The sequence below is a fragment of the Streptomyces sp. Q6 genome, assembly GCF_036967205.1.
Lineage (GTDB): Bacteria > Actinomycetota > Actinomycetes > Streptomycetales > Streptomycetaceae > Streptomyces > Streptomyces citrinus.
In genome coordinates, this window is the sequence record NZ_CP146022.1 from 7,437,818 (window position 1) to 7,450,679 (window position 12,862).

Annotated in this window: 11 protein-coding genes; 10 read left to right on the forward strand and 1 reads right to left on the reverse strand. The window is 70.5% G+C overall.

Annotated features, from left to right (window positions below; genetic code table 11):
• The first annotated feature begins 38 nt into the window (after positions 1-38).
• The 10 genes from hpnE to V2W30_RS34270 all read left to right on the forward strand — a co-directional run bounded on the left by hpnE (position 39) and on the right by V2W30_RS34270 (position 11,827).
• Positions 39-1,520: a hydroxysqualene dehydroxylase HpnE gene (gene hpnE / locus V2W30_RS34225; protein WP_338702470.1), complete on the forward strand. Its 1,482-nt coding sequence runs from the start codon at positions 39-41 to the stop codon at positions 1,518-1,520.
• 44 nt (positions 1,521-1,564) lie between these two features.
• Positions 1,565-2,659, forward strand: a complete 1,095-nt coding sequence (locus tag V2W30_RS34230; protein ID WP_338702471.1) for a polyprenyl synthetase family protein — start codon at positions 1,565-1,567, stop codon at positions 2,657-2,659.
• A gap of 103 nt (positions 2,660-2,762) precedes the next feature.
• The gene (gene shc / locus V2W30_RS34235; RefSeq protein ID WP_338702472.1) at positions 2,763-4,769 is read left to right on the forward strand and encodes a squalene--hopene cyclase; all 2,007 of its coding nucleotides are present in this window, start codon (positions 2,763-2,765) and stop codon (positions 4,767-4,769) included.
• Positions 4,769-5,428, forward strand: a complete 660-nt coding sequence (locus tag V2W30_RS34240; protein WP_338702473.1) for a 1-hydroxy-2-methyl-2-butenyl 4-diphosphate reductase — start codon at positions 4,769-4,771, stop codon at positions 5,426-5,428. The genes shc and V2W30_RS34240 overlap by 1 nt, the downstream gene beginning before the upstream one ends.
• A gap of 5 nt (positions 5,429-5,433) precedes the next feature.
• The gene (gene hpnH / locus V2W30_RS34245; RefSeq protein ID WP_338702474.1) at positions 5,434-6,456 is read left to right on the forward strand and encodes an adenosyl-hopene transferase HpnH; all 1,023 of its coding nucleotides are present in this window, start codon (positions 5,434-5,436) and stop codon (positions 6,454-6,456) included.
• Positions 6,457-6,463: 7 nt separating this feature from the next.
• Complete coding sequence (gene ispG / locus V2W30_RS34250) at positions 6,464-7,630, forward strand: flavodoxin-dependent (E)-4-hydroxy-3-methylbut-2-enyl-diphosphate synthase (protein WP_338702475.1); 1,167 nt, start codon at positions 6,464-6,466, stop codon at positions 7,628-7,630.
• A 33-nt stretch (positions 7,631-7,663) separates the two neighbouring features.
• Complete coding sequence (dxs, locus tag V2W30_RS34255) at positions 7,664-9,589, forward strand: 1-deoxy-D-xylulose-5-phosphate synthase (protein WP_338702476.1); 1,926 nt, start codon at positions 7,664-7,666, stop codon at positions 9,587-9,589.
• Entirely contained in the window at positions 9,586-10,971 is a 1,386-nt protein-coding gene (locus tag V2W30_RS34260) for an aspartate aminotransferase family protein (protein ID WP_338702477.1), read from the forward strand. The genes dxs and V2W30_RS34260 overlap by 4 nt, the downstream gene beginning before the upstream one ends.
• A gap of 81 nt (positions 10,972-11,052) precedes the next feature.
• A complete protein-coding gene (locus V2W30_RS34265; protein WP_338702478.1) occupies positions 11,053-11,679 on the forward strand; it encodes an XRE family transcriptional regulator in 627 nt (208 codons plus the stop codon).
• A gap of 1 nt (position 11,680) precedes the next feature.
• Positions 11,681-11,827, forward strand: coding sequence for a DUF6126 family protein (locus V2W30_RS34270; RefSeq protein ID WP_338702479.1), 147 nt, complete (start codon positions 11,681-11,683; stop codon positions 11,825-11,827).
• A 14-nt stretch (positions 11,828-11,841) separates the two neighbouring features.
• On the opposite strand, the gene V2W30_RS34275 is transcribed toward V2W30_RS34270, so the two are convergent.
• A complete protein-coding gene (locus tag V2W30_RS34275) occupies positions 11,842-12,639 on the reverse strand; it encodes a tyrosine-protein phosphatase (RefSeq protein WP_338702480.1) in 798 nt (265 codons plus the stop codon).
• Between the last annotated feature and the right edge of the window lie 223 nt (positions 12,640-12,862).

Sequence of the window (12,862 nt, forward strand, 5' to 3'; positions counted from 1 at the left end):
GCCGTACGCACCATCGGCACCGCCTCGGGGGAGGGCGCATGAGCAACGGGAACACGGGACCCGAGGGACCCGACGCGGACGACGCCGCGGCCCGACAACGGCCCACCGCGGTGGTCATCGGCGGTGGGCTCGCGGGTATCACCGCCGCGCTCTCGCTCGCCGACGGCGGCGTCGACGTCACGCTCCTGGAGGGCAGGCCCCGGCTGGGCGGGCTCGCCTTCTCCTTCAAGCGCGGCGACCTCACCGTCGACAACGGCCAGCACGTGTACCTGCGCTGCTGCACCGCCTACCGCTGGTTCCTGGACCGCGTCGACGGGGCGTCGCTCGCCCCCTTGCAGGAACGTCTCGACGTGCCGGTGCTCGACGCGGAGAAGAACCGCCTCGGGCGACTGCGGCGCACGGCGCTGCCCGTACCGCTGCACCTGGCGAAGAGCCTGGCGACCTACCCGCATCTGTCGCTGGCCGAGCGGGCTAACGTCGGCCGTGCCGCGCTCGCCCTCAAGGGCCTCGACCTCACCGATCCGGCGCTCGACGAGCGGGACTTCGGCTCCTGGCTGGCCGAGCACGGTCAGTCGCAGCGGGCCATCGAGGCGCTGTGGGACCTGGTCGGTGTCGCGACCCTGAACGCGGTGGCGGGGGAGGCCTCACTGGGCCTGGCCGCCATGGTCTTCAAGACCGGGCTGCTGTCCGACCCCGGTGCCGCCGACATCGGCTGGGCCCAGGTGCCCCTCGGTGATCTCCATGACACTCTCGCCCGCAAGGCGCTCGACTCCGCGGGCGTACGCATCGGACTCCGTACACGCGTCACCTCCATCTCCCGTACGGAGAACGGGCGTTGGGCCGTCGAGGTTCCCGAGGGTTCCGACACTTCCGGCCAGATCCTCACCGCCGACACCGTCGTACTCGCGGTGGCGCAGCGCGAGGCGCACGACCTGTTGCCCGACGGCGCGCTCGACGACAAGGGGCGGCTGCTCGACATCGGGACCGCGCCGATCCTGAACCTGCACGTCGTCTACGACCGCAAGGTCCTCAAGCGGCCCTTCTTCACGGCGCTCGGCTCCCCGGTGCAGTGGGTCTTCGACCGCACCGACGCGTCGGGCCTGTTGAGAGGCGGGCCCGAAGGGCCTGCGAACAAGGACGGTGGCGCGCGACAGGCGGGGCAGTACCTGGCGGTGTCGCAGTCGGCCGCCCAGGACGAGATCGACGCCCCCGTCGCCGTTCTGCGGGAGCGCTACCTCCCCGAGCTGGAGCGGCTGCTGCCCGCCGCGCGCGGCGCCGGTGTCCGCGACTTCTTCGTCACCCGGGAGCGGACGGCGACGTTCGCGCCGACCCCGGGCGTCGGCGCCCTGCGGCCGTCCGCCCGCACCAATGCCCCCGGCCTCTACCTGGCCGGCGCGTGGACCGCCACCGGGTGGCCCGCGACCATGGAAAGCGCCGTGCGCAGCGGTGCGTCCGCGGCGGACGCGGCGCTCGCCGCACTCGGCCGCCCGCGCGGCCATCTGTACCGGGAGGCGGCGTGAGCCTCGAACTTCCCACGGTAGGAACACCGACATCGAAGACATCGGTGTATCCGGTTAAACAAGGAGAGACTGTGCCACCTGTGCCCTCGGCCGAAAAGGCTGCCGACGCGGTGGACGTGACCGCGCTTCTGGAGCGCGGCCGAACCCTGGCCACTCCGGTGCTCAAGAAGGCGGTCGACCGCCTCGCACCACCCATGAACACCGTCGCCGCCTACCACTTCGGGTGGATCGACGCCGAAGGGAACCCGTCCGACGGTGACGGCGGCAAGGCTGTACGGCCCGCCCTCGCCGTGCTGTCCGCACAGGCCGCGGGCGCCGCGCCCGAGGTCGGCGTCCCGGGCGCCGTCGCGGTCGAGCTCGTGCACAACTTTTCGCTGCTGCACGACGACCTGATGGACGGCGACGAGCAGCGCCGCCACCGCGACACCGTGTGGAAGGTGCACGGTCCCGCCCAGGCGATCCTCGTCGGCGACGCCCTGTTCGCCCTCGGCAACGAGGTGCTGCTCGAACTGGAGACGGTCGACGCCGGCCGCGCCACGCGCCGCCTCACCACCGCCACCCGCGCCCTGATCGACGGTCAGGCGCAGGACATCTCCTACGAGCACCGCGAGCGCGTCAGCGTCGAGGAGTGCCTGGAGATGGAGGGCAACAAGACCGGCGCGCTGCTGGCCTGCGCCTCCTCCATCGGCGCGGTCCTCGGCGGCGCCGACGACGCCACCGCCGACGCCCTGGAGACGTACGGCTACCACCTGGGCCTCGCCTTCCAGGCCGTCGACGACCTGCTCGGCATCTGGGGTGACCCGCAGTCCACCGGCAAGCAGACGTGGAGCGACCTGCGCCAGCGCAAGAAGTCACTGCCCGTCGTCGCCGCGCTCGCCGCGGGCGGCCCGGCCTCCGAGCGGCTCGGCGACCTCCTCGCCGCCGACGCCAAGAACAACGACTTCGACAACTTCTCCGAGGCGGAGTTCGCCGCCCGCGCCGCCCTCATCGAAGAGGCCGGCGGGCGCGAGTGGACGGCCCAGGAAGCCCGGCGCCAGCACACGATCGCCATCGAAGCCCTGGACACCGTCCAGATGCCAGACCAGGTGCGGGCCCAGTTCGTGGCGCTCGCCGACTTCGTCGTCGTACGAAAGAGATGATCACTATCGGCCGCATATGACTCGCAGTCGCCGGCCGATGTCCATCCAGGGCATCGGCCGACGGTTACCCAGCAGAGATGATCCACTGCATGAAGGGATAGCCATGACAGCGACGACCGACGGAAGCTCCGGGGCCCCGGCCCCACAGGCGACCTCGGCCACCACTGCCCCACCGACCGACACGACCCCGCAGGCGGCCGGGACGCACGGCGCCGCCGGCCGAGCCATACACCGCGCCACGGACTTCCTGCTCGCCCGGCAGGACTCCGAGGGCTGGTGGAAGGGCGACCTCGACACGAACGTGACGATGGATGCCGAGGATCTGCTGCTGCGCCAGTTCCTGGGCATCCGCGATCAGGCGACCACCGACGCCTCCGCCCTGTTCATCAGGGGGGAGCAGCGCGAGGACGGCACCTGGGCCACCTTCTACGGCGGACCGGGCGAACTCTCCACGACCATCGAGGCGTACGTCGCCCTGCGGCTGGCCGGCGACGCCCCGGACGCTCCGCACATGGCCAGGGCCTCCGCGTGGATCCGTGAACGCGGCGGCATCGCCGAGGCGCGGGTCTTCACCCGGATCTGGCTTGCCCTGTTCGGCTGGTGGAAGTGGGACGACCTTCCCGAACTCCCGCCCGAGCTCATCTACTTCCCCAAGTGGATGCCGCTCAACATCTACGACTTCGGATGCTGGGCGCGGCAGACCATCGTGCCGCTCACCATCGTGTCCGCGAAACGACCGGTGCGGCCCGCGCCGTTCCCGCTCGACGAGCTGCACACTGACGCCAGGAACCCCAACCCCGCCAAACCCCTTGCCCCGGTGGCGAGTTGGGACGGCGCGTTCCAGCGGCTCGACAAGATCATGCACGGCTACCACCGGATGGCCCTGAAGCCGCTGCGCAAGGCCGCCATCAACTCGGCCGCGCGCTGGATCATCGAGCGGCAGGAGAACGACGGCTGCTGGGGCGGCATCCAGCCGCCCGCCGTGTACTCCGTCATCGCCCTGCACCTGCTCGGCTACGACCTCCAACACCCGGTCCTCAAGGCCGGGTTGGAGTCCCTCGACCGGTTCGCCGTGTGGCGCGAGGACGGGGCCCGGATGATCGAGGCCTGTCAGTCCCCCGTGTGGGACACCTGCCTGGCGATCATCGCGCTGGCCGACGCGGGGGTGCCCGGCGACCACCCCGCGCTGGTGAAGGCCGCCGACTGGATGATCACCGAGCAGATCGACCGGCCCGGCGACTGGTCGGTGCGCAAGCCCCGCCTGGAGCCCGGCGGTTGGGCGTTCGAGTTCCACAACGACAACTACCCCGACATCGACGACACCGCCGAGGTCGTGCTCGCGCTGCGCCGTGTGCGGCACCCCGACACGGCACGCCTGGAGAGGGCCATCGACCGGGGCGTGCGCTGGAACCTCGGTATGCAGTCGAAGAACGGCGCGTGGGCCGCCTTCGACGTCGACAACACCAGCCCGTTCCCCAACCGGCTGCCGTTCTGTGACTTCGGCGAGGTCATCGACCCACCGTCCGCCGACGTCACCGGGCACGTCGTGGAGATGCTCGCCGTCGAGGGCATGTCCCACGATCCGCGCACCCGGCGCGGCATCGAGTGGCTGCTCGCCGAACAGGAGGCGAACGGCGCCTGGTTCGGCCGCTGGGGCGTCAACTACGTCTACGGAACCGGGTCGGTGGTGCCCGCGCTCGTCGCGGCCGGCCTCCCCACCTCCCATCCGGCGGTCCGGCGGGCGGTCAGCTGGCTGGAGTCGGTCCAGAACGAGGACGGCGGCTGGGGCGAGGACCTGCGCTCCTACCGCTACGAGGACTGGAAGGGGCAGGGCGCCTCCACCGCCTCGCAGACCGGGTGGGCGCTGATGGCGCTGCTCTCGGCCGGCGAGCGGGAGTCCAAGGCGGTCGAGCGGGGCGTCACGTACCTCGCCGAGACCCAGACCGAGGACGGCACCTGGGACGAGCCGTACTTCACCGGGACCGGCTTCCCCTGGGACTTCTCGATCAACTACCACCTGTACCGGCACGTCTTCCCGCTGACCGCGCTCGGCCGGTACGTCCACGGCGAGCCCTTCGAAGCCCGGTCCGCCGCGGCCGAGGAGAGCTGATGACCGGCGACCCGGCGGTGAAAGGACCGCCGGACACCACGCCGCTGCTCGTCGCCTGCGCGCTCGGCATCGAGCACCTCGCCCTGCGCACCGGCAGCCGGGCCGGGGCGACCACCCCCGTGACCGTGCTGCGTACGGGCATGGGGCCCAAGGCCGCGGAGCGAGCCCTGACCCGCGCCCTCGGCGACCGCGCCCTCAGCGGCGCCGCCGTCGTGGCCACCGGGTTCTGCGCGGGGCTCGCCCCCGGTATGCACCCCGGTGACCTGGTCGTGGCCGAGGAGACGCGCGACGCGCACGGCAGCACGCCGTGCGCGGGCACGGACCTGCTGGTCGAGGAGCTGGTCAGGGCGGTGCCCGGAAGGACCGTGCACACCGGCCCGCTCACCGGTTCCGACCACGTCGTGCGCGGTCACGAGCGGGGCGACCTGCTCGCCACCGGCGCGATCGCGGTCGACATGGAGTCCGCGGCGACGCTGCGCACGGCCGCGAGAGCCGACGGCCGCCCGGTTGCCGCCGTCCGGGTGGTCGTGGACGCCCCGGAACATGAACTCGTCAGGATCGGCACGGTGCGCGGTGGACTATCTGCTTTCCGCGTCCTTCGTTCCGTTCTTCCCGCTTTTTTCGAATGGCACCGTTCTTTGCTGCTCCCTCGGAGGTGAGCCAGATGGCCATGCCGCTTCGTCAGTCCATCAAGGTTGCGACGTATCTCGCCGAACAGAAGATCCGCAAGCGGGACAAGTTCCCGCTGATTGTCGAACTCGAGCCGCTCTTCGCCTGCAACCTCAAGTGCGAGGGCTGCGGAAAGATCCAGCACCCGGCCGGGGTGCTGAAGCAGCGGATGCCCGTCGCGCAGGCCGTCGGCGCCGTGCTCGAATCGGGCGCGCCGATGGTGTCCATCGCCGGCGGCGAACCCCTGATGCACCCTCAGATCGATGAGATCGTGCGGCAGTTGGTGGCCAAGAAGAAGTACGTCTTCCTGTGCACCAACGCCATGCTGCTGCGCAAGAAGATGGACAAGTTCACGCCCTCGCCGTACTTCGCGTTCGCGGTGCACATCGACGGGCTGCGCGAGCGGCACGACGAGTCCGTCGCGAAGGAGGGCGTCTTCGACGAGGCCGTCGAGGCGATCAAGGAGGCCAAGCGGCGCGGCTTCCGGGTCACGACGAACTCGACCTTCTTCAACACGGACACCCCGCAGACCATCATCGAGGTGCTCAACTTCCTCAACGACGACCTCAAGGTCGACGAGATGATGATCTCGCCCGCGTACGCCTACGAGAAGGCCCCCGACCAGGAGCACTTCCTCGGCGTCACCCAGACCCGCGAACTGTTCAAGAAGGCCTTCGCGGGCGGCAACCGGCGGCGCTGGCGGCTCAACCACTCGCCCCTGTTCCTCGACTTCCTCGAGGGCAAGGTCGACTTCCCGTGCACCGCGTGGGCCATCCCCAACTACTCCCTCTTCGGCTGGCAGAAGCCCTGCTACCTGATGAGCGACGGGTACGTGACCACGTACAAGGAGCTCATCGAGAAGACCGACTGGGACGCGTACGGGCGCGGCAAGGACGAGCGCTGCGCCAACTGCATGGCGCACTGCGGGTACGAGCCGACCGCGGTCCTCGCCACCATGGGCTCCCTCAAGGAGTCCCTGCGGGCCATGACCGAGACCGTCGCCGGGAATCGTGGGTGACGACGCCATGAGTTCCGGAGAGCCTGTCTCACTGGGCCTCCCCGAGGTGCCGGTCCGACCGATCGCCGAGCGGCGCGTCAGCCGCCGGATCCAGGTCGGACCGGTGGCCGTGGGAGGCGGCGCGCCGGTGTCCGTGCAGTCGATGACGACGACACGGACGTCGGACATCGGGGCCACGCTGCAACAGATCGCCGAACTGACCGCCTCCGGCTGTCAGATCGTGCGGGTGGCGTGCCCCACGCAGGACGACGCCGACGCGCTCGCGACCATCGCGCGCAAGTCGCAGATCCCCGTCATCGCGGACATCCACTTCCAGCCGAAGTACGTGTTCGCCGCCATCGACGCCGGGTGTGCGGCGGTCCGTGTGAACCCGGGCAACATCAAGAAGTTCGACGACCAGGTGAAGCAGATCGCGCGGGCCGCCTCGGACGCGGGCACGCCGATCCGGATCGGGGTCAACGCGGGGTCGCTCGACCCCCGGCTGCTCCAGAAGTACGGCAGGGCGACACCGGAGGCGCTCGTCGAGTCCGCGCTGTGGGAGGCGTCGCTCTTCGAGGAGCACGGTTTCCGCGACATCAAGATCTCCGTGAAGCACAACGACCCCGTGGTGATGGTGAACGCCTACCGGCAGCTCGCCGCGGCGTGCGACTACCCCCTGCACCTCGGGGTCACGGAGGCGGGCCCCGCCTTCCAGGGCACCATCAAGTCCGCCGTCGCCTTCGGAGCGCTGCTCAGCGAGGGTATCGGCGACACCATCCGCGTCTCGCTGTCCGCGCCGCCCGCCGAGGAGTGCAAGGTGGGCATCCAGATCCTGGAGTCGCTCGGGCTGCGGCAGCGGCGCCTGGAGATCGTGTCCTGTCCGTCGTGCGGACGGGCCCAGGTCGACGTGTACAAGCTCGCCGACGAGGTGAGCGCCGGGCTCGACGGCATGGAGGTGCCGCTGCGCGTCGCCGTCATGGGATGCGTGGTGAACGGCCCCGGCGAGGCGCGCGAGGCGGATCTCGGCGTCGCGTCCGGCAACGGCAAGGGTCAGATCTTCGTGAAGGGCGAGGTCATCAAGACCGTCCCGGAGTCGAAGATCGTGGAGACGCTCATCGAGGAGGCGATGAAGATCGCCGAACAGATGGAGCAGGACGGCGTCGCGTCGGGGGCTCCCGACGTCACCGTGAGCTGAGTTCTGAAGTCCGAACGGGAAGGGGGCTCGAGCGTGACGATTCTGGAATCCATCCGGGGGCCGCGCGACCTGAAGTCGTTGAGCGAGGAGGAGCTCGGTGAACTGGCCGCTGAGATCAGGGAGTTCCTGATCCACGCGGTCGCCAGGACGGGCGGCCACCTCGGGCCCAACCTGGGCGTGGTGGAACTCTCCATCGCGCTGCACCGGGTCTTCGAGTCGCCGGTCGACCGGATCGTCTGGGACACCGGTCACCAGAGCTATGTGCACAAGATGTTGACGGGCCGTCAGGACTTTTCGAAGCTGCGCGGCAAGGGCGGCCTGTCCGGCTATCCGTCGCGCGAGGAGTCCGAGCACGACATCGTCGAGAACAGCCATGCCTCCACCGCCCTGGGATGGGCGGACGGCCTCGCCAAGGCGCGGCAGGTGCAGGGGGAGCGTGGGCACGTCGTCGCCGTCATCGGTGACGGTGCGCTGACCGGCGGCATGGCCTGGGAGGCGCTCAACAACATCGCGGCCGCCAAGGACCGCCCGCTGATCATCGTCGTCAACGACAACGAACGCTCCTACGCGCCGACCATCGGCGGCCTCGCCAACCACCTGGCGACGCTGCGCACCACCGACTCGTACGAGAAGGTGCTCGCCTGGGGCAAGGACGTGCTGCTCAGGACGCCGATCGTCGGGCACACCGTGTACGAGTCGCTGCACGGCGCCAAGAAGGGCTTCAAGGACGCGTTCGCACCGCAGGGCATGTTCGAGGATCTCGGCCTGAAGTACGTGGGGCCGATCGACGGACACGACATGGGCGCCATGGAGTCCGCGCTGCGCCGCGCGAAACGCTTCCACGGGCCGGTCCTCGTGCACTGCCTGACCGAGAAGGGGCGCGGCTACGAGCCGGCGCTCGCCGACGAGGCCGACCGGTTCCACACCGTCGGCGTCATGGACCCGCTGACCTGCGAACCGCTCGCACCGTCCAACGGGCCGTCCTGGACGTCCGTGTTCGGCGACGAGATCGTCCGGATCGGGCGCGAGCGGGACGACGTCGTCGCCATCACGGCGGCGATGCTGCACCCGGTGGGCCTGACCAGGTTCGCCGAGGAGTTCCCCGGGCGGGTCTGGGACGTCGGGATCGCGGAGCAGCACGCCGCCGTCTCCGCCGCGGGCCTCGCGACGGGCGGACTGCATCCGGTCGTCGCCGTCTACGCGACCTTCCTCAACCGCGCCTTCGACCAACTGCTCATGGACGTCGCGCTGCACAAGTGCGGGGTGACGTTCGTGCTCGACCGGGCCGGGGTCACCGGCGTCGACGGGGCCTCGCACAACGGCATGTGGGACATGTCCGTGCTCCAGGTCGTGCCCGGACTGCGCATCGCGGCGCCCCGGGACGCCGACCAACTCCGCTCGCAGCTGCGGGAAGCCGTCGCCGTGGACGACGCGCCGACCATGCTGCGGTTCCCCAAGGAGTCCGTGGGGCCCGAGATCCCGGCGGTCGACCGGGTGGGCGGCGTCGACGTCCTGCACCGGTCGGACGACGCGCGCGTCCTGCTCGTCTCCGTCGGCGTCATGGCGCCGGTCTGCCTCCAGGTCGCCGAACTGCTCGCCGCGCGCGGCATCAACTCCACCGTGGTGGACCCCCGTTGGGTGAAACCCGTCGATCCCGCACTCGCGCCGCTGGCCGCCGATCATGAGCTGGTCGCCGTCGTCGAGGACAACAGCCGGGCGGCGGGCGTCGGTTCGGCCGTCGCCCTCGCGCTCGGGGACGCCGAGGTGGACGTGCCCGTACGGCGGTTCGGGATCCCCGAGCAGTTCCTCGCGCACGCCAAGCGGGGCGAGGTGCTCGCCGACATCGGTCTGACACCGGTGGAGATCGCGGGACGGATCGGCGCCTCCCTCAGTCTGAAATCCGATCTCGGTCCGACGCCGGGTGACGGTCCGGAATCCGGCAAGGAGAACGACGTATGAGCAAGGAGTTCGACCTCGGCACGCTGCTCGCCGAGCGCGGCGCCGAACGGTACGAGCTGCACGCCAAGTACCTCAACCACCAGCTGCCGAAGATGCTGCACACCATCGGCTTCGACAAGGTCTACGAGCGGGCCGAGGGCGCGCACTTCTGGGACGGCGACGGCAACGACTACCTGGACATGCTCGCCGGCTTCGGCGTCATGGGCCTCGGCCGGCACCACCCCGTCGTACGGAAGGCGCTGCACGACGTCCTCGACGCCTCGCTCGCCGACCTGACCCGGTTCGACTGCCAGCCGCTGCCGGGCCTGCTCGCCGAGAAGCTGATCGCGCACAGCCCGCACCTGGACCGGGTGTTCTTCGGCAACAGCGGCACGGAGGCCGTGGAGACCGCACTCAAGTTCGCGCGGTACGCCACCGGAAAGCCGCGCGTCCTGTACTGCGCGCACGCCTTCCACGGCCTGACGACCGGCTCCCTGTCGGTCAACGGCGAGGACGGCTTCCGTGACGGGTTCGCCCCGCTGCTGCCCGACACGGCCGTCCCGCTCGGTGATCTCGACGCGCTGGCACGGGAGTTGAAGAAGGGCGACGTCGCCGCGCTCATCGTCGAGCCCATCCAGGGCAAGGGCGTGCACGAGTCGCCGCCCGGCTATCTGCGGGCCGCGCAGGACCTCCTGCACCAGCACAAGGCACTGCTCATCGCCGACGAGGTGCAGACCGGGCTCGGCCGGACCGGCGACTTCTACGCGTACCAGCACGAGGACGGCGTCGAGCCGGACCTCGTGTGCGTGGCGAAGGCGCTGTCGGGCGGCTATGTCCCGGTCGGCGCGACGCTCGGCAAGGACTGGATCTTCAAGAAGGTCTACTCGTCCATGGACCGCGTCCTGGTCCACTCGGCGAGCTTCGGGTCCAACGCCCAGGCCATGGCCGCCGGGCTCGCCGTCCTGTCGGTCATGGAGGACGAGCAGACCGTCGCGAACGCCCGCGCCATGGGCGACCTCCTCGCGTCCCGGCTCACCGCGCTCATCGACCGCTACGAACTCCTCAGTGACGTGCGCGGGCGCGGGCTGATGATCGGCATCGAGTTCGGCAGGCCCAAGTCCCTGAAGCTGCGCAGCCGTTGGACGATGCTCCAGGCCGCGCGCAAGGGCCTGTTCGCGCAGATGGTCGTGGTGCCGCTGCTCCAGAAGCACCGGATCCTCACCCAGGTCTCCGGCGACCACCTCGAAGTGATCAAGCTGATCCCGCCGCTGGTCGTGGACGAGGCCGACGTGGACCGGTTCGTCGACGCGTTCACCGCCGTCATGGACGACGCGCACAGCGGCGGCGGCCTGATGTGGGACTTCGGCAAGACCCTCGTCAAGCAGGCGGTGGCCAACCGCTGAGCCCCTGCCGGGCGCCTTTCCGGGTTTGCCTCTGAGGCAAAGAATTTGCCGCCGGGGCAGGGCTCTGGCTCAATCGACAGCATGAGTCCTGCCCTCCCGGAGGAGGTTCCGGAGCCCCCGGAGCTGCCCGCCGTAGCGCCCCAGCTGCGCGCCCTGCGGCGCCGCGCCTCCTTCACGCTGGAGACCGCGGCCCGCTCGGCCGGCCTGTCACCGGCCCATCTCTCACGCCTGGAGACCGGACAGCGCCAGCCGTCGCTGCCGATGCTGCTCGCCCTCGCCCGTACCTACGGTACGACGGTCTCCGAACTGCTCGGCGAGACCCCCGCCGACCGCGACGCCGTCGTACGGGCCGGCGCCATGGAACCCACCGAGGCCGGCGGCTGGGTGTACCGGCAGGCAGGCGCCGCCGGGCGCGGCATGCAGGCGCTGCGGGTCCACATCCCGTACGGCAGCCAGGGCGACATCGTCCGGGTCCACCCCGGCGAGGAATGGCTCTACGTCCTCGAAGGGCGACTGCGGCTGCGGCTCGGGGACACTTCCCACCGGCTGGGTCCCGGTGACAGCGCCCACTTCGACTCCCTCACCCCGCACCGGCTCGCCGCGGCGGACCAGGGCGGGGCCGAGCTCCTCTTCGTCCACACCCTGTTGCAGAGCCCGACCGCCGCGCTGTGCCTCGGCCCCGCGGCCGGTCCGATCCGGGAGGTCTGACATGAGCGACACCGAGCGGCCCGCGGGCCGCGACATCGAGGACAAGCTGCCGCGCGGCATCTGGGTGCGGGTGCTCGTGTACGTCTTCGCCGGGCACGCCCTGGCCGCCTTCATCTACCTGCTGTTCACGCTGGGCGGCGGCCAGTAGGCGCGCGGCGGACCTCAGTCCAGCAGGCGCTCCCGCAGCCGCTCGCGGTCGGCGGCGCTGAGCTTCAGGCCCTCTTCGAGGTAGCGGTCCGTGCTGCCCCAGGTCTCCTCGACCGTCTCGAAGGCCGCGTGCAGGTACTCGGCGCGGGCGTCGAAGAGGGGGCTGAGCAGCTCCATGACCTCGGGGGAGTACGTGTCCGCCGAGGTGCCGCTGCGGCGCACCTTGTAGCGGCGGTGCTTCGCGTTCGACTCCAGGTAGTCCGCCTCGATGGCGTCGCGCTCCACGCCGACCGCGAGCAGCGTCACCGCGATCGACAGGCCCGCGCGGTCCTTGCCCGCGGCGCAGTGCATCAGCGCCGGGACGCTGTCCTCGGCCATCGCGTGCAGGACTCGGCTGTGCTCGCCGGTGCGCTGCGTGATGATCGAGCGGTACGACGTGATCATGCGGTTCGCGGCGCGGCCCTCGTCGAGCAGGGTGCGCAGCTGTTCTATGTCGCCGTCGCGGACCATCTGCCAGAACTCGGCGCCGTCGGCGGGGTCGGACAGCGGCAGGTTCACATTGCGCACACCGGGCAGCTCGACGTCGGCGCCCTCGAGGCGCTGGTCCGCCGCGTTGCGGAAGTCGAAGACCGTGTGCAGGCCGAGCCCCGCGAGGAACGCCGCGTCCTCGGCGGTGGCGTGGGCGAGATGTCCGCTGCGGTAGAGCACGCCCTGGCGCACGCGCCGGCCGTCCACGGTCGGGAGGCCGCCGACGTCCCGGAAGTTGCGTACTCCGGTCAGCTCGGGCTCGGTGGACGGGGCGTGCTGCGTCACGGGGGCTCCTCCCGGTCGGTGCACCGACGTTGCTCGCCGGTGGATCGCGCTCCTGACGATACGACATGGTTCCCCAGGCAACCGTCTGTCCGTTTTGAGGGCTTTACGTGGTAACTGTCCCCCGTAGGGCGGGTGTTGTGGGGGTGCGCGTGAGCAGGCTCATAGCCGTGACGTTCCGTGGTGGATTCCCGAGGGGGGCCGCAGAGAAATTGCTACGGGTAAG